This is a genomic window from Pseudonocardia acidicola (genome assembly GCF_012911935.1).
Taxonomy (GTDB): Bacteria; Actinomycetota; Actinomycetes; order Mycobacteriales; family Pseudonocardiaceae; genus Pseudonocardia; species Pseudonocardia acidicola.
This window is the reverse complement of record NZ_JAAXLA010000026.1, coordinates 65,311-81,993: the sequence shown is the minus strand read 5'-3', so window position 1 is coordinate 81,993 and position 16,683 is coordinate 65,311. Positions and strand designations below refer to the sequence as shown.

The following is a 16,683-nucleotide window of genomic DNA, read 5'->3' as shown; positions in this document are numbered from 1 at the left end:
GGTTCTACGCTGTGGCCCGCGGCCACCGCCTGATCTTCAGATGTCCACACAACTGACGATGATCAAGCGGTGGCCGTACCAGTTCCGGGACCGCCACGCGGCAAGATCACGAAGTCCGGCTGGAGTAGTAGGCGCCGGTGAACTGCATCCCGTTGTCGGTCAACACCTGCTCCGGCACCCCGAACTCGGCGAGGGCGCCCAGGAAGGCCCGGCAGACCGCCCGAGACGTGGGATGAGCGACGACGGTGGCGATGACGAGGTAGCGGGAGTGGTCGTCGATGCCGGTGATCAGCTTGACCTCCCGCGTCCCGGTCGCGGTCGTGTCGTCGGAGATCATGACCGAGCCCATGATGTCGAGCTGCCACAGAGCCATCGACTCCGAGCGTTCCCAACGCACGTAGTCCGAACGCGGCCGCTTGCGCGATCTGGGGGTGATCAGGTTGTGCCGCACCAGGGTCCGGTAGATCGACGACCGTGATGGCGCAGGCGAGAGCCCGGCTCGGGCAAGCTCGTGCCCGAGGCGACGTGGGCCCCAGCGGGGGTGGGCGCGTCGCAGTTCGCAGATCCTCGCTTCGACGTCCGCGGCGAGCTGCCACGGATGGTGGTGCGGGCGATGAGACCGGTCCGCCAGCCCGGGCAGGCCGTCGTCGCGGTAGCGACGGACCCAAGAGTGCACGGTCTTGCGCGAGACCCCGTAGCGGGCGGCGACCTCGACCACCGGCGCTCCGGCGGACAGGACCTCCATGACGGCGTGATAGCGCTGCTCCACGACGCTCAACTCCACGAGCATCAGCCCCGGCCCCTCCACACGACGACGAGTCGCACGGAGCAGAACCGAGGGCGGGAGCGTCACCCATCAACTGAAGCCAGCGTGTCACCGATCAAGCGGAGCCCGACAACGTGGCCGCAGCGCGCGTGTTCAGACTTTCTGTTCCTGATCAAGGGCGCCTCCGGCGCCGCGCGGGGCGTGCGGCCTCCGGCCGGTCCCCGCGCGGCCATCATTTGGACGCCGACTTCGGTCGCTGCCGCCGCCCCGGCGTCGACGTTGGTGGGCGCGATCCCGGTATCAGCTGACACTGCGCGGCATCCGTTCGACGGGTGAGAGTGGTCCCGGAGCGGACGCGCAGGCAGCGGGCGGCTGGGACTCGCGTTAGGCTAGACGGAGCAGACTAGCCCACGCTTCGCATCTCGGAGAATGTATCTAACGCTAATGCAAATACAGCTAGTGCTGTACGTACTGGAAGGGCATGTATTTTAACTGACAGAATGAGAGATTGGCCACGCCATTGACAGCTCGAGCTAGAGGGGGAGACGAAAGTGCCGAGCCCGAGAATCTGGGGTCCAGTCATCCTGCAGGCAGCAGCGTCACTTGTCCAGCACCATATCAAGCCAGGCGATCAGGGCGTGGTCGAAACTTACTGGGATATTGTATTCGCCGCTAGTCATCAGCATGCAGTTCAATCGTTCACAGAACGAGCGGATGAGAACCTCGACCAGACGGCTTACGAATTTAGCCAGATCCTCCGCCAAGGATGGCTGAGAGGTGACGGCATCGACTCACCCCAAGCTGTCTTCACAGAGTCGAGCAGCATGCGGCCAATCTGCATTGAGAACCCGGCCAGCAATCTATACGGCGATAAACCCGAGGGGGCGTTTTGGACGTCCTCTTACCTGCCCGATGGCAGCAGCGCATGGACCCGCAGCGAGGACAGTGAGTTTTCGGGACAGAATAGACCACTTCGGAATTTTACATTCGAACCGATTGCTCCTGATGCGGTGTTCCTCATTCGTAGTCTGGAAGACTACCAAGAGCTTGTCACCACCTATCCTCGCGAAATTGGGAACAACCAGGTCGCAGTTGACTGGCCACGGGCGGCCAGCGACTACGTCGCAGTGCGCCTGACGGCCGCTGGACTTGCCCTCGCACACCACTACCGTGTCGCGACTCCAGCGGGGACTGCGCAGCTCACTGGCTGGGATGCCGAGTCCACAGCGTGGCTTCACTTGCCTCGCAACGCACGCCTGAGCGTCTGAGGCTCCATGCTGGACTCAGGACCACCCAGAGTAGGCTCGCCAGCACCTATGACGGGCTGTAACGACAGATAGCTCGATCGAGTGTCCGTCGTGGACAGCTCGATCTTGAATGTGATGCGGTCAGCCTACCGACATACGGAGGCAAGATGCGCATCCTAAGAGTCGTTATCGTTACGCTCGCTGTACCCGCCGTCATCGCTGCATCCGCCCTAATCGGTCCAGCGGAGGCGCACGCCGCAACCAAGACGATCGGCGACTGCGACATTATCATGGAGGTCCCTCATGCATCGGGGCACAATAGGGGCAGCGTTTCGGTTGACCCGCGAATCAAATGCAAGACACCTCAGCGCTACCTTGGCGTCAGCGCGGTTCTGAAGCGCAAGTTCCCGGGATCGCAGTACACATGGGAGATCCCAGCCAAGCGCAAAGGCGAGAATGTCAATTATATGAATGCCACCCCGAACGAGCCGTGCCAAAAGGCTGACTACCACGCAACTGCAGACTTCTTGATTGTCGACAACAACGGTGTGCGACACGAAGAGTTCGGGTACATCTCCGTAACAAAATCTAACCCATGCAGTTTGCCATGACGGGCCGACGGCACTCCGTATGTGGCAGTCTTGATCGGTCCTGACCGATTGTGAAGGCTCGGGTGCGGGTAGCTCCTCGCGCGGATCGGGTGACCTGTCCAGCCGGAGCAAACCCGGAGCGGACTGCCGACGGAGAACACCTGCATGATGGTCTGCGTCTCTCGCGCGGCCTGCCCTCGACTGAAGCTCGACCTGTGAGCGCGCCCGTCCGCTACGAGGTCGGCGAGTACGGCGTCGCGACGCTCAGGCTCGACCGGCCGGAGACCGCAACGCCCTGGGCGACGAGATGCTCGACGCCCTGCTGGCTGCCCTCGAGCGAGCCCGCGCCGAGGACGCAGTCCGGGTGATCGTGCTCGCCTCCTCCCACGACCGGGTGTTCTCCGCGGGCGGCGACCTCAAGGCCTTCGCCTCGGACGTGCCCACGGTCGAGAAGTACGCCGGCCTGGACCGCCTCCCGCGGCTCTACACGGCCCTGGGTGAGCTGGGCAAGCCGGTGATCTGCGCCGCCGGGGGAGACGTGCGTGCCGGCGCCTTCGGTCTGGCCCCGGCCTGCGACCTGGTCATTGCCCGGCGCGGTGTCCGGTTCGGCCGCCCGGCTCGGCTTCGTCAACGTCGTCGTCGAGGCCGAGGCGCGGCGAACACGATGGTCAGGTGGGCTTCGATGCTGTCGCGGGTGCGGTGGAACATCGGCCGGGCCGCCAGGTCGGTCTTGCTCATCCGGAACGACGCCTCAACCTGCCAGAGGTCGTGGTAGGCCGCGATCACCTCGGCCGCGTTCATGACCGGGGCGGGCAGGTTGGTGACGTAGCCCTTGAGCCCGGCCAGGCGCCGGGCGCCGGGCGCGGGTCTTCTCGTCGAGGATCTGGCCGTCGCCGGCGTTCTTGACGAACCGCGGCGTGCGGGCTGTCCTGTCGCCGTTGACGACTTCGCGGGCCCGGGTCTCCTGCGCGTTGAGGGTGCGGTTGTCCCGGGCGAACCGCTTGGCCGAGTAGCCCCAGACCGCCCGCCACGACCCCGGATGCGCCGACGGGTCCCAGACCGGCTCGGCGCGCAGGGCGGTGTCGTTGGCGGTGTTCGCGCCCTGTTTCGGGGTGATGGAGTCGACGTGCTGTCCGTCGGTGAAGGCGTCGCCGTGCCAGTGGAAGTGCGACTCCAGGTCGATCGGGGCCTTCGACTGCCGCGAGCCGACGATGAACTTGAACCCGGCGTCGTCGAGGGTGGTCAGGTTTCCGGCGGACAGCATGCCCGCGTCCGCCACGATGATCATGTTCTCGATGCGGTGCCTCGACTTGAACGCCTCGATGATCGGCACGATCGTCAGTTTCTCGGCCTTGTTGCCCTCGAAACAGCCGATCTCCAGGGGGAAGCCGTTGCGGTCGACCAGCAGCCCGACGACGACTTGTGGGTCGATGCGGCGTTCCTTGGAGAACCCGACCTTGCCCAAGCCGTCCTCCTTCTCCGCCTCGAAGTAGAGCGTGGTCACGTCGTAGAGCACTAGACTGACATCGCCGCAGCTCAGGGCATGCGCGAAGCGCAGATCGGCGATCCGGTCCCGGTAAGAGCCGCGCGCTGGTCCAGTCTCATCTTCCGCCGCGCCGCTGCCGTCCACTCCGGACTCATCGATGTCCTCGACCGCGGCGCTGGAGCCGAGGTCGGGGTCGGGGTCCTCGGTCTGGGCGGCGCGGCGCAGAGTGCGCCACAACGTGGGATATGACGCCGCTTGCCTGCCCATGTCGGCCAGCACCCGACCCACGTCGAGCAGCGATGTGGGCTCCACGACCCGGGCGATCACCAGATCGCGGAAGACCTCGTCGTCCAGCTCGGCGAACCCGAGAGACTCGTAGACCCCGACGAGCAGGTCGAACAACAGCGCCGAAGCGGTCGCAACCACGCTGCCCGCCGCAGTCGCCTCCACTGCCGGGCGCCCGGCCTTCGGCGCTTCCAGCGGCGCGGCGGGTGCGAACAGGGCCGGGTCCGCAGGTGGCGGGGCGAGCCGGGCCCGACGTGTCACCTTCGCCAAGCCCAAGTCCAACTCGCCCTGCGCGGCGTCGTCGAGCATGCCCCGGGCTCGGGCGATCAACAGCCCGAGCTCGACCTCGCTGTGTGCCGAGCCCAGATGCGCCACGATCCGCTGCCGGCGCCCGGACACGTACTCCGCGATCTGCACCGCCGTCGCGCCCGAGCCCGTCCGGACCCGCCTGATGAACGCCACAACCCGGCAGCCTACCCACCGATTAGTGCGTGAATCCCGCACCAACCGCGACAATCACCGCAGGTCACAGCCCTGCCACTCCGCCAAAGCTGTTCCGCTGATCAAACTCGGGTCTCCTTCTGCGCGGAACTGTCTGATCTTGGGCTCTGGCACAGAAGCGGTGGTGGCACGGCGCGTCACGGTCGGGTGATCTACCACGCTCTGTGATCATCTCGCCGGTGCAGTCATGATCTTGCTGCTGTGTTGTTTCCAGGCCTGTCGTCCCTGGTCATCGATGGGGTCACCGACACGGGGACCGTCGTGCGGGTCACTGCGCGTAGCGTCATGGCGTTGGCGGCGTGTCCGCGGTGTGGGACCGAGTCGCGTCGGGTGCATGCGTGGCACCTGCGGCATCTGGCCGACCTGCCGGTAGCGGGACGGTCCGTGATGGTGGACCTGCGGGTCCGGCGTCTGGTCTGTGGCAGCGCGGAGTGCCCCCAGCGCACGTTCCGGGAACAGATCCCGCAGCTCACGCAGCGGTGTGCCCGCCGCACGATGCGCTTGACCAGCACGATCGGGCAGGTCGCGATCACGCTGGCCGGACGAGCCGGAGCCGCCTTGTTGAGCCGGCTCGGAATCGCGGTTTCGCGCTCGACCCTGCTGCGCACGTTGATGGCGCTGCCGTTGCCGCCCGACCCGGTCCCGCCGGTGTTGAGCGTGGATGATGTGGCGCTACGGCGCGGGCACCGCTACATGACCATGGTGATCGACCCGGTCACCCACCGCCGGATCGAGGTCCTGCCCGACCGGCGGGCCGCGACCCTGGCCGCCTGGCTGCGCGACCGGCCCGGGATCGAGGTCGTCTGCCGGGACGGCTCGGCCGCCTATGCCGAGGCGATCGCCCAGGGCGCACCCGAGGCGGTGCAGGTCAGCGACCGATGGCATCTCTGGCACGGACTGGGCGCCGCGGTCGAGAAGATCGTGATCGCGCACGCCACATGCTGGCGTCGCGAGCCTGCGGCCCGCGGGGCAGCCACCACCACTGCACCCCCGACGCGGGCACTCGGGGAGCGGACGCGGGCCCGGCACGCGGCGGTGCACGAGCTGCTCGGCCAGGGGGTGGGCCTGCTCGAGTGCGCGCGTCGGCTCGGATGGGCGCTCAACACCGTCAAGCGCTACGCCCGCGCTGCGACGGCCGAAGAGCTGGTCCGCCCACCGCGCTACGGCACCACATTGGTCCACCCCTACCGCGATCATCTGCGCCGCCGGTTGACCAGCGACCCGACCGTGCCGGTCACCCAGCTGCTGGCCGAGATCCGCGAGCTCGGCTACCCCGGCAGTGCGAACCTGCTCGTGCGCTACCTCAGCCAGGGCCGCGCCCAAGCCGAGCGGGCCGTCCCCGCACCACGGCGGCTGGTGGCCTGGATCATGACCCGCCCCACCGACCTGCCCGACTACGAGCGCGTCCACCTCGACGATCTGCTGGCCTCCTGCCCGCACCTCACGGCGCTGGTCGAGCACGTGCGCGACTTCGCCGGCCTGCTCATCGCACGGCGAGGCTCGCAGGTGAAGACCTGGATGAACGAGGTCGAGAGCAGCGACCTTCCCGCGCTGCACGCCTTCGTCCGCGGCCTGCGCAAGGACCTGCCCGCCGTCATCGCAGGGCTGACTCTGCCCTACAGCAACGGCCCGATCGAGGGCGCCAACACGAAGGTCAAGCTCCTCAAGCGACAGATGTACGGACGTGCGGGCTTCGCCCTGCTCCGGCAACGGATCCTGCTCAGCTGACTCCGTCGCACCACCGCTTTTGTGCCAGAGCCTGATCTTGGGTGTAACTGGTCCTGACACGCGGAGCGCGCTCGGCGGGAAGGACCCGTAGTGACCGAGATGATCGAGTCCGTGCCGGCTCGAGGAGGTCAGCAGCAGCGCGCCCAGGAACTCCCGCAACAGCGCCCGCAGCAAGACGGTGCTGACCGAGGTCGGCCCGGTCGAGATCGACGTGCCGCGGGATCGGGACGGCAGCTCGAACCCGTGAGCGTGCGCACGCGGCAGCGCCGCCTCGACGGGATCGACCAGATCGTGTTGTCGCTGACTGCCCGCGGGCTGACCACCGGCGAGGTCGCCGCGCACGTTGCCGACGTCTACGGGGCATCCGTTTCCAAGGATACGATCTCCCGGATCACCGGCAAGGTCGTCGCAGAGATGACCGAGTGGGCCGACCGGCCACTGGATCGCGTCTACCCGGTCATCTTCATCGACGCGATCGTGGTCACGATCCGCGACGGGCAGGTCACCAACCGGCCCATCTCCGTCGCCATCGGTGTCACCGTCAATGGTGAACGCGACATCCTCGGGCTGTGGGCCGGCGACGGCGGCAAGGGGGCCAAGTTCTGGCTGGGTGTGCCCAGGGCTTGCCCGAGGACCGTGACAGCGTCGCGGTGATCGCGCGCTAGCAGACCCGGGAGCCGGTCGCGCTGACCTTCGGCGAGCTTGCCGATCAGATCGCTCGGGCGCGGGCCGGGCTGCGGCGGCTGGGCGTCGGGAAAGTTCTCAGGTGGACGTTAGAGTGGCGGCCCCGGCTGCAACGGGTCGGTGTTCCGGAGAGCGAGGCGTGGCGGTGGCGGTTCCCGACGGCGCTTTCGTCCGGCCGGTGAAGCCGCAGTCGGTGGTGGAGCAGGTCACCGCCGAGATCCGCCGGTCGATCGTCTTCGGCGAGCTGCAGCCCGGGCAGGAGTTCTCGCTGCGGGAGACCGCCGCGCACCTGGGCGTGAGCACCGCACCGGTCCGCGAGGCACTGCGTGTCCTGCAGGGCGAGGGGCTGATCATCGCCAGGCGTGCGCGCAGCGCCGTGGTCGCGCCGGCGGACCCGGATGATCTTCGGGCGATCTACCAGCTGCGTCGCCTGATCGAACCGGCGATCGCCGGCCGGTCGTGCGCGCGGCTCACCGACGCCGACCTGGCGGGCCTGGAGCAGATGGTGGCCGCGTTCGGGGACGAGAACGCCGGCATCGACGCGATCTACGAGGCGCACCGGCAGTTCCACTTGGCACTGCTGGGCCCTGCGGCCTCCGCGTGGGACCTCCGCATCCTCGAGACGCTGTGGAACGCCGCCGAGCGGTACGTGCGGATCGGGTTCGGCCGGCTCGACCCGGTCCCGGCCGAGCACTCCCGGCGCGGGCTCGCCCACCAGGAGCTGCTCGATGCCTTCCGCAGCCGCGACGTCGACGGGGTCCAGCGCGCGGTCCTGCGCCACCTCGACGACAACGAGCGGATCGCCCGTCGCGCCATCGTCGGCGACGCCTGAGCCCACGCCGGCCCGGAGGCGAACCTGATCGGGTCTTGCTGTGATCACAGATCACAACATACTGTGATCGGGCACACCGATCCGGTGCGCGGAGCCCGCAGCAAGCGCTCCCCGCGCACGTCCTCGCGCACGGATCCGATCGGCCCACCACACATCTACGGGGTGGTCCCGGGCGCGAGGAGGCGCCTCGAACCCACTCACTCACTACTCATCCAGCCCACGACGGATCGCCGGACCGGTCGGCGCGGGCGCTGGAAAGGACGGAACAGTGCGCATCCTCAACCTCGCCGGTCGTCTGGCGCTGGCCGTTGCCGACGGCGCGGTCGACGTCGAGACCGCGAGCGGCGGCCGGTTCGCGGCCGACGTGCAGGCGGTTTACCCGCAGTGGGCGGAGTTCCGCGAGTGGGCGGCGGGATTCCGGGGGCAGCCCACCACGCAGATCGACGAGAACGACCTGGGTGCCCCGGTGCCCCGGCCGCCGCAGGTCTTCGCGATCGGCCTGAACTACCGCGAGCACGCGGAGGAGGCCGGCCTCGACCTGCCCGAGCGGCCGATGGTGTTCACCAAGTTCCCTGCGTCGGTGACCGGCCCGTACGACGACATCACCCTGCCCCCGGGCTCGGTGGACTTCGAGGTCGAGCTGGTCGCAGTGATCGGCCGCCGCGCCGAGCACGTTCGGGTGGACGAGGCGTGGCAGCACGTCGCGGGGCTGACCGTGGGCCAGGACCTCTCCGAGCGCGAGCTGCAGACCGCGGGCCCCGACCCCGCCCAGTTCAACATGGGCAAGTCCTTCGCCGGCTTCGCCCCCATCGGGCCGTGCCTGGTCACGCCCGACGAGTTCCGCGACCCCGACGACCTCGAGCTGGGTTGCCTTCTCACCGGCACCCAGATGCAGAAGGCGCGAACCGGCGACATGATCTTCTCGATCCCGCAGATCATCGCGTTCCTCTCCTCGGTGCTGCCGCTGCTGCCGGGAGACCTGATCTTCACCGGCACCCCGTCGGGCATCGGCTGGGCCCGCGAGCCGAAACGGCTTCTGGGCCCCGCCGACGAGCTCGTGACCTACGTCGAAGGCATCGGCGAGATGCGCCACCACTTCGTCACCACCGCCCGCTGACCACTTCCCAACCATCCGAGAGGAACCCACGTGGCTGACATCGACGTCCCCGTCCTCATCGTCGGCGGAGGCGGCTGCGGCCTGTCCGCGTCGATCTTCCTGTCCGACCTGAGGATCGACCACCTGCTGGTGGAGCGCCACACCGGCACCTCCCACCTGCCCAAGGCGCACTACCTCAATCAGCGGACCATGGAGGTGCTGCGGCAGCACGGTGTGGCCGACTCGGTGTACGAGGTCGGCACGCCGCCGGAGAACATGGTCAAGGTCCGCTGGCGGACCTCGCTGGGCGGGGACGGGGCTCTGGACGCCCGCACGTTCTACGAGATGGATGCGTTCGGTGGCGGCGTCCTCCACGACACCTACTCGCAGGACAGCCCCTGCTTGTCCAGCAACTACCCGCAGATCCGGCTGGAACCGCTGCTGCGCCGGCATGCCGAGCAGCGGGCGCCCGGCCGACTGATGTTCCACCATGAGCTGACGGAGCTGGGCGAGGACGCCGACGGGGTGACGGCGGTCGTACGCGACCGCGACACCGGGCAGGACCGCACGGTGCGCGCCCGCTATGTCATCGGCGCCGACGGCGGCAAGACCGTCGGGCCCATGCTCGGCGTGCAGCTGCAGGGACCGACCGGGCTGCTGGACATGGTCAGCACCCACTTCACCGCCGACCTGTCGCAGTGGTGGGACGACTCCTGCCTGATCACCTGGTTCGTCAATCCCGAGGGCGCCGGCTCCTGGGGCAGCGGCGCGATGGTCCCGATGGGCCCGACCTGGGGCCGCCGCTCCGAGGAATGGGTCCTGCACTTCACCTTCCGGCCCGACGACCCGGCCCGCTTCGACGAGGCGGCGATCGTGCCGCGGATCCGGGAGCTGCTGAAGCTGCCCGACCTCGACATCACCGTGCACAAGGTCAGCCACTGGATTCTGGAGGGCGTCCTCGCCGACCGCTACCGGGCCGGCCGGGTGTTCCTGGCCGGCGACGCCGCGCACCGGCACCCGCCCACCACCGGGCTCGGCCTCAACACGGCGATCCAGGACGCACACAACCTCGCCTGGAAACTTGCCGCGGTGCTCGAGGGCACGGCCGGGGAGGCGCTGCTGGACTCCTACGAACGCGAGCGGCAGCCGGTCGGCATGCGCAACGTGGACTGGGCGATGTTCACCTTCCTCAACCACTTGGTGATCGACGCCGGGTTGGGTCTGATGCCCGGCGGGCCGCCCGAGGCGCAGGTGGCGGCGTTCGAGGCGCTCTTCGCTGACAGCCCGATGGGGGAGACGCGCCGGGCCCGCGCGGCGGAGGTCACCGAGACCCAACGCACCGAGTTCCAGGCGCACGACCTGGAGATCGGCTTCCGGTACGACGCCGGCGCGCTGGTGCCGGACGGGACCGAGCCGCCGCCGCGCGACCCGATGGGCTCGGTCCACCACCCGACGACGCGGCCCGGCCACCGTGTCCCGCACGCGTGGCTCGACCGCGACGGGGAGCGGATCTCCACCCTCGACCTCGCCGGACCGGCCGGCGGATACGTCCTGCTCGCGGGCCCCGACGGCGAGGCGTGGTGCGCCGCCGCGGAGCAGATCGCGGAGAAGCTCGAGATCCGGCTCACGACCGTCCGCGTCGGCGGCACCGGTGACTGCACGGACCCGACGGGCCGATGGGCCGAGGTGCGCCAGATCAGTGATGCTGGAGCGATCCTCGTCCGCCCCGACAACCACGTCGCCTGGCGCAGCAACGGAGCCGCGGACGACCCCGAAGGGGTGCTGACCCGTGTCTTCGACACCGTTACCGGCCGCTGACACCACCTACCGGAACGATCCCACGAGGAGCACGAGCATGACGTCTACTCCCAAGTTTGCCCACGTGGTGCTGCAGACCAGCCGACTCGAGGAAATGCGGAACTGGTACTGCACCGTCCTCGACGGTCACGTCGTGTTCGAAGGGCACGGTCTGTCGTTCGTCACCTTCGACGAGGAGCACCACCGCATCGCGTTCCTGGCCCCGCCCGTCCCATTGCACGACAAGTCACCGGCCGCGGCGGGGATGCACCACACCGCGTACACCTTCGCCTCGCTCGACGATCTGCTCGACCGCTACGCCGAGCTGAAGGAGAAGGGCATCGAGCCGCACGTGCCGATCCAGCACGGCGTCACCACCTCGCTGTACTACCGCGACCCTGACGGCAACTTCGTCGAGCTGCAGGTGGACAACTTCTCGACCCCGGAGGACGCCACCGCCTACATGAACGGGGCCGAGTACGAGCAGGACCCCGTCGGGCCTTCCTTTCTCCCAGAGCTGATGCTGGAGGCGCTCCGGAACGGGACCGCACCGGAGGAGCTGCAGACCAGGAAGTGGGCGGTGTCCACGAGTCCTGACCTGCCCAACCCGCTGGAGGCGTTGACCCGCTGACCCGCTCCCGTGCCTCGTCGAAACCTGGTTCGACGAGGCACGGGCCTCCTCAGCTGAACGGTCGCGCCTGATGCCCCGGGGTGCAGCGGCGAGATCTCGAGGTGCCGAGGATCGAAGTGGGCAGCCAGTTCGCGGACGGCGGGGGAGCGGGTGCGGGTGACCTGGTGGTCCTCAGCAGCAGCCAGGGCTTGCTCGGATCAGGTCATCAGCGCCCGCGTCTCGGTCCGCGATCTCGTCGCCGGTCCCGCCGCCCCCGCCTGCGACCGCCCCGCCGGCTCCACGACGGCGAAGCGGCGGCCGAGCGACTCCCCGACGTGCTTCAACGACCGCGTCAGACGTGCGGGTGCCGTTGCGGGAGTTCCCGCCATTCCGGCCCGCTCGTGGCGGTCGTAGCCGAGGTGCTCGCTCATCTCCGCTTCCGGGCGGTTCCGAGCACCGTCTTGGGCAACCCGGTCAGCAGGCCGCCAGGGCCGACGAGCTCGACACCCTCGGCGCGGGCAGCGTCCACGAGTTTGCTGGGCGAGTTGTTGCTGATCAATCCGATCCGGTACGACCTCGATCGTCTCGGTCATGGCTGGTCCTTCCTCCGAGCTCGGCTCGGCGTGTCGGACCAGCTACATCGAAGAGAGACCTCGTCGCGGACGGCGGCCTGGTCAGCGGCTGGCGGTCGTGCTCAGTCGAGTTCGCGGCGGGCGTACTCGGCGAATGTGGTGGGCTCGCGGCCGAGCAGCCAGCGCAGCACGTTGGGATTGCCGAGAATTCCGTAGCGGTCGTAGTGGTTGATCAGCCGGGTGAAGCCGTCGATGGTGTAGTCGGGCGCGTCCGCGGGACACACCGCCTCGGTGGGGACCTGTTCGGCGCGCACCGGGGCGCCGCCCACGCTGGTGAGCGTTTCAGCGATGTCGTGGCCGGTGAGGGTGTCGGTGCCGCATAGTTCGTAGGTCGCCCAACGGTGCTCGCGCGGGGCGGCCAGGACGGTGGCGGCGACGGCACCCACGTCGGCGAGGTCGACGAACGACAGCGCCCGGTCCAGTGAGTAGGGCTGCCGGAAGCGGCCGCTCTCCACGCAGTCGCGCACGTCCACGTTCTGCATGTAGTGCATGGGCTGCAGGATCGTGAACGGCAGACGCGAGGCGAGGAGGTGGCGCTCGACGGCGAGCTTGGACTGGTGGTTGAGCAGTGGCTCCAGCTGCGGATGGGTCACCGACATCAGCACCACGTGCTCGATGCCGGCGCGCTGAGCGGCGTCGATGACGTTCTGGCCCATGGTGATTTCGCGGGGGTGCATCGGTGGGCCGATGTGGACGATCGCACGGCAGTCGTCGAGCGCGGCGGGCAGCTCGTCCGGGTGTGTCATGTCGGCGACGACGGCCTCGCGGGCGCCCTCGGCGCGGACGGTCTCGGCACTGGCGGGGGAATGCACCAGGGCACGCACGTCGAACCCGGCGGAGCACAGGGCGCGCAGCACATGCCGGCCGGTCGTGCCCGCGGCGGCGGTGATCGCGATCATGGCTTGCCTTTCTGTCGTGGGCGTCTCCGCTCTGTGGGTGTCAGGGCGCGGTGGGCAGGTACTGCTGCGCGAGTTCGGAGCGGTTCCCGTCGATCACCAGGGCGCGTTCGACCTCCTGGAGCTGGTCGAGTGTCGTGATCTCGGGGAGTCCCGGTACGCAGATGGTCTCCCCGCGGTCGACGGCCACCGCGGTCGCGGTTGCGACGTCCTCTGCGGACATGACACCCGGCTGGCCTTGGTTGGCGCCGCCGGACCACTCGGTGGCGACGCGGCCGGGGCAGACCACGGTGGCGCTGACGCCGGTGCCGGTCAGTTCGGTCGCCAGGGTGCGGGTGAACGCGACGGTGGCGGATTTCGCCGCGGCGTAGAGGGTTCGAGGGGGCATCGGCACCGTGTTCAGTGTGGCCAGGCCCGCGCTGAAGGCCAGCAGCGAGGCGACCGTGACGATGCCGCCCTCTCCTTTGTCCAGTAGCGACGGCAGCACGGCATGGGTCAGGGTGACCGGCGCGGTCGCGTTGAGCCGCCACAACCGGTCGAGGTCGGCGGCGGCCACATCCCGCAGCGGTGCGTATCCACCCGCACCGGCGTTGGAGATCAGCAACCGCAGGTCTCCCCTCGCGGCGCGGTCGGCGGCCGCGTCCAGACCTTCCGGTGTGGCCAGGTCGGCGATGAAGATCTCGACCGTCGCGCCGCGGCCCTCGGCCCGCGCGGCGACCTGTTCGAGGCGGTCGCGGCGCCGGGCGAGCAAGACCAGGTCGTAACCCCCGTCGGCGAAGGTGTGAGCCAGCGCGGCACCGATACCGCTGCTGGCGCCGGTGATCAGGGCAAGAGGGCGACGTGACATACCAGCACGGTATCAAGTCCTTGATAACTATCAAGTACTAGATATGATTCAACTGCTGTAAGTTGGGCGCCATGAGCAGTAGCCCGGCGCCCGGTGCGCCACCCTCGGGCGAGGACGTCTTCGCCCGTGTCGCCTGGGCGCTGCGCCGCGCCGACCTGACCCTGCAGACGGTCAAGGAACCCCCACTGCGTGAGGTCGGCGTGCCCGGCTCCCACTACGCGGTGCTGGTCAGCCTGCAGGCCACCCCAGGTCTGACCGGCGCAGAACTGGCCCGCCTCATGGGGATCACGCCGCAGGCGGTGGCACTGCTGGTCGGCAAGCTGGCCGACCGGGGGTTGGTCGAGCGCCGGGCGCATCCACGTCACCGCAGCGTCCAGGAACTGCATCTGACCGACGTGGGCCGCAACGAACTGATCAAGGCCGAGCACATCGTCAGTGACCTTGAGCGGCACATCCGGGAATCCCTGGGCATCCGCCGGTACCGCCAGTTGCGTGCGTTGTTGGGCCAGGTCATGGACGACCTGCCGAACTGGGATCCCCCTCAGGTGGGCTGAGCCCATGTGCGCCGCTGGCAACGGCATGGCTCGTGGTCGGTACAGATGAAGATCAGCTTGGTCGTTGATCCATCTACCGGAGACCTCACCCCTCTCCCCGGCACCGACACACTCCACATCAACCCACCCTGCAGGCCTTCTGAACAGCTCCTGGTACTCCAGCGGTAGATCGTGATCATGCTGCTGTCGGCGGCGGTAGTGGCTGGTTCGGGCGCGGTGGTGGTGGCGGCGTCGCCAGTGGCTCCAGTGCAGGACGCAGGCCAGCGATCGGATCGGGTTGGTGATCAGCCGGTTGATCCGTCGGGCGATCTCGTTGCAGGTCAGCGGGATCAACCCGGCCGGTGAGGGTTGGTGGGCTCGGGTTGCGGCGACCACGGCGGCAGGTAGGGCGTGGGCGAGCATCGCGATCAGGGTCCAGCGTCGCCAAGAACTCCAGCGGCGGACCTGATGTTCGTCGAGCCCGGTCAGGGTCTTGGTGGCTTGAAACGACTCCTCGATGCGCCAGCGGGTCCCGGCGACGCGGACCAGTTCGGTCAGCGCGACGGGGCGGGGCGCGTAGCAGCGGTAGTAGGCCAGTTCGCCGTGCTCGGGGTGGCGGCGGATGAGCAGCCACCGTGCCCGGGCCCGACGCCATCCCTGACAGTTCGATCACTCTGGCGCAGGCCTCGCCGATCACCACGGCCAGGTCAGCGATCTCATTGGGACTCGCGACTGCCCAGCCACTGCTGGGCCGCGGCGCGGATGGGCCCAGGAGACACCGGCACCGCCGGCATCCGAAGGTCGAGCGGGCCTATATCTCCTCGCTGTCCTGTCGCCGCAGCACGAGGACGGCGATGTCGTCGGCGGGCGGTTCGGCGCCGACCAGTTCGAACATCACGGTGGTACACACGGACTCGGGCGGGCCCGTGAACACGGTGCTGCGCAGCCGTTCCAGGCCGGCGTCGAGTGAGCTGTCCCGGCGTTCGACCAGGCCGTCGGTGTAGAAGCACACGTCGGCGCCCGGCGGCAACGCCACCGTGGTCGTGTGGCGGGGGCGCCTGGGATCGACGCCCACCGGAAGATCGGCCGGCAGCTCGAGCAGCGTGGCGGGCTGAGCGCGGCGGGCCAGCACCGGCGGCGGGTGGCCCGCACACGACAGGCGCAGCTGCTCGCGCGACGGGTCCACCGTCGCGCAGAGGATGGTTGCCATCGTGTCGGGCTCGAAGAGCTGCAGTTGCATGTCGACCTTGCGGATCAGCTCGGCCGGGTCGTCGGATTCCAGCGCGTACGCCCGCACCGCGCTGCGCAGCCGGCCCATGTCGATGGCCGCCCGCAAACCGCGCCCCACCACATCACCGACGACGATCCACACCCGGCCGGTGGGGAGGCTGAACACGTCGTACCAATCGCCGCCGACGTCGCCGTCGCCGGCGACGTAGCGGGCGGCGAGTTCAAGACCTGGAACGGCGGGCAGCGCCGTGGGCAACAAGCTGCGTTGCAAGGTCGTGGCTGCCGTTCGCTCGACCTGGGACCGGCGCGCCTCGGTGGCGAGAGCGACCCTGTCGGCCACGAGTTGGAGCAGCATGCTGTCCTCGTCGGTGAAGCGACGGGGGGTCAGCGTCCCGACGTGCAGGACCCCGGTCACCACACCGCCGGCCACCAGCGGAACGCCGAGGAGCGAGCGGACCCCCCTGTCCCGCAGGATCGGGTTGAGCACGTTGGTGTGATCGACGTTCTCGATGATCACTGCTTGTTTCTCGGCTGCGATACGGCCGGCGAACCCCTTACCGAGCGGAATCCGCACGCCCTGCCGGAGCTCTTCCTCCAGACCACGCGCAGCGGTCGCCACGAGGTACTGCGCTGACGGGTCGAGGAGCAGCACAACGGCCGTGTCGACGCAGAGCAGCTCACGTACCCGGTCGAGCAACTCGACGAGGAGCTCCTCGAGATCCAGGTGGGCGAGCCCGGCGTCGGTCACCGCCCCGATGCGATGCAGTCGGTCACCCGCATCGCCGGGATCTCCTTGCCCGGTCGGCATGATCGAAGCCTAGTCGTTGCGGCCCATCACGTTGCTGACGGCCGGGTTCGGCGTGACGGCTTGATCGGGAGGAGGGGGCGCCCGGAGCGGCCTCACCACCTGCGGTGGGGCGTGA

The 16,683-nt window shown here is 68.8% G+C and carries 10 protein-coding genes and 5 pseudogenes; 9 read left to right on the top strand and 6 right to left on the bottom strand.

The genetic code is table 11. From position 1 onward, the window contains the following. Positions 1 to 127 precede the first annotated feature (127 nt). Positions 128 to 778: pseudogene (locus HF526_RS15850) on the bottom strand (helix-turn-helix domain-containing protein); the annotation flags it as partial. A 539-nt stretch (positions 779 to 1,317) separates the two neighbouring features. Between HF526_RS15850 and HF526_RS15845 the strand changes: the two are divergent. Together HF526_RS15845 and HF526_RS35430 are read left to right on the top strand one after the other, a co-directional pair. After that, a complete protein-coding gene (locus HF526_RS15845; RefSeq protein ID WP_169382200.1) occupies positions 1,318 to 2,034 on the top strand; it encodes a hypothetical protein in 717 nt (238 codons plus the stop codon). Positions 2,035 to 2,910: 876 nt separating this feature from the next. Beyond that, positions 2,911 to 3,159: pseudogene (locus HF526_RS35430) on the top strand (enoyl-CoA hydratase/isomerase family protein); the annotation flags it as partial. A 95-nt stretch (positions 3,160 to 3,254) separates the two neighbouring features. Here HF526_RS35430 and HF526_RS37455 read toward each other — a convergent pair. Further along, positions 3,255 to 4,836 (bottom strand): annotated as a pseudogene (locus HF526_RS37455) (IS1634 family transposase); the annotation flags it as partial. Between the two features lie 240 nt (positions 4,837 to 5,076). On the opposite strand from HF526_RS37455, the gene HF526_RS15830 reads away from it, so the two are divergent. The 6 genes and pseudogenes from HF526_RS15830 to HF526_RS15805 all read left to right on the top strand — a co-directional run bounded on the left by HF526_RS15830 (position 5,077) and on the right by HF526_RS15805 (position 11,643). Further along, on the top strand, positions 5,077 to 6,603 hold the full coding sequence (locus HF526_RS15830) for an ISL3 family transposase (RefSeq protein ID WP_420821625.1): 1,527 nt from the start codon (positions 5,077 to 5,079) through the stop codon (positions 6,601 to 6,603). A gap of 148 nt (positions 6,604 to 6,751) precedes the next feature. Continuing rightward, a pseudogene (locus HF526_RS15825) lies at positions 6,752 to 7,218 on the top strand (IS256 family transposase); the annotation flags it as partial. 214 nt (positions 7,219 to 7,432) lie between these two features. Continuing rightward, complete coding sequence (locus tag HF526_RS36950) at positions 7,433 to 8,119, top strand: GntR family transcriptional regulator (protein WP_211177283.1); 687 nt, start codon at positions 7,433 to 7,435, stop codon at positions 8,117 to 8,119. A gap of 268 nt (positions 8,120 to 8,387) precedes the next feature. Continuing rightward, on the top strand, positions 8,388 to 9,236 hold the full coding sequence (locus tag HF526_RS15815) for a fumarylacetoacetate hydrolase family protein (protein ID WP_169382199.1): 849 nt from the start codon (positions 8,388 to 8,390) through the stop codon (positions 9,234 to 9,236). Positions 9,237 to 9,266: 30 nt separating this feature from the next. Then, the gene (locus HF526_RS15810) at positions 9,267 to 11,033 is read left to right on the top strand and encodes an FAD-dependent monooxygenase (protein ID WP_169382198.1); all 1,767 of its coding nucleotides are present in this window, start codon (positions 9,267 to 9,269) and stop codon (positions 11,031 to 11,033) included. A 37-nt stretch (positions 11,034 to 11,070) separates the two neighbouring features. Next, complete coding sequence (locus HF526_RS15805; protein WP_169382197.1) at positions 11,071 to 11,643, top strand: VOC family protein; 573 nt, start codon at positions 11,071 to 11,073, stop codon at positions 11,641 to 11,643. Between the two features lie 318 nt (positions 11,644 to 11,961). On the opposite strand, the pseudogene HF526_RS35420 reads toward HF526_RS15805, so the two are convergent. The 3 genes and pseudogenes from HF526_RS35420 to HF526_RS15795 form a co-directional block, all read right to left on the bottom strand. Then, positions 11,962 to 12,215: pseudogene (locus HF526_RS35420) on the bottom strand (transposase); the annotation flags it as partial. Positions 12,216 to 12,316: 101 nt separating this feature from the next. After that, entirely contained in the window at positions 12,317 to 13,153 is an 837-nt protein-coding gene (locus HF526_RS15800) for an SDR family oxidoreductase (protein WP_169382196.1), read from the bottom strand. A 40-nt stretch (positions 13,154 to 13,193) separates the two neighbouring features. After that, on the bottom strand, positions 13,194 to 13,997 hold the full coding sequence (locus tag HF526_RS15795; protein ID WP_169382195.1) for an SDR family NAD(P)-dependent oxidoreductase: 804 nt from the start codon (positions 13,995 to 13,997) through the stop codon (positions 13,194 to 13,196). A 71-nt stretch (positions 13,998 to 14,068) separates the two neighbouring features. Between HF526_RS15795 and HF526_RS15790 the strand changes: the two genes are divergently transcribed. Next, entirely contained in the window at positions 14,069 to 14,551 is a 483-nt protein-coding gene (locus HF526_RS15790; protein WP_239028735.1) for a MarR family winged helix-turn-helix transcriptional regulator, read from the top strand. A gap of 790 nt (positions 14,552 to 15,341) precedes the next feature. On the opposite strand, the gene HF526_RS15785 is transcribed toward HF526_RS15790, so the two are convergent. Then, positions 15,342 to 16,568 carry a PP2C family protein-serine/threonine phosphatase gene (locus HF526_RS15785; RefSeq protein WP_169382194.1) on the bottom strand — a complete coding sequence of 409 codons (1,227 nt, stop codon included), beginning with the start codon at positions 16,566 to 16,568 and terminating at the stop codon, positions 15,342 to 15,344. Positions 16,569 to 16,683: the final 115 nt, after the last annotated feature.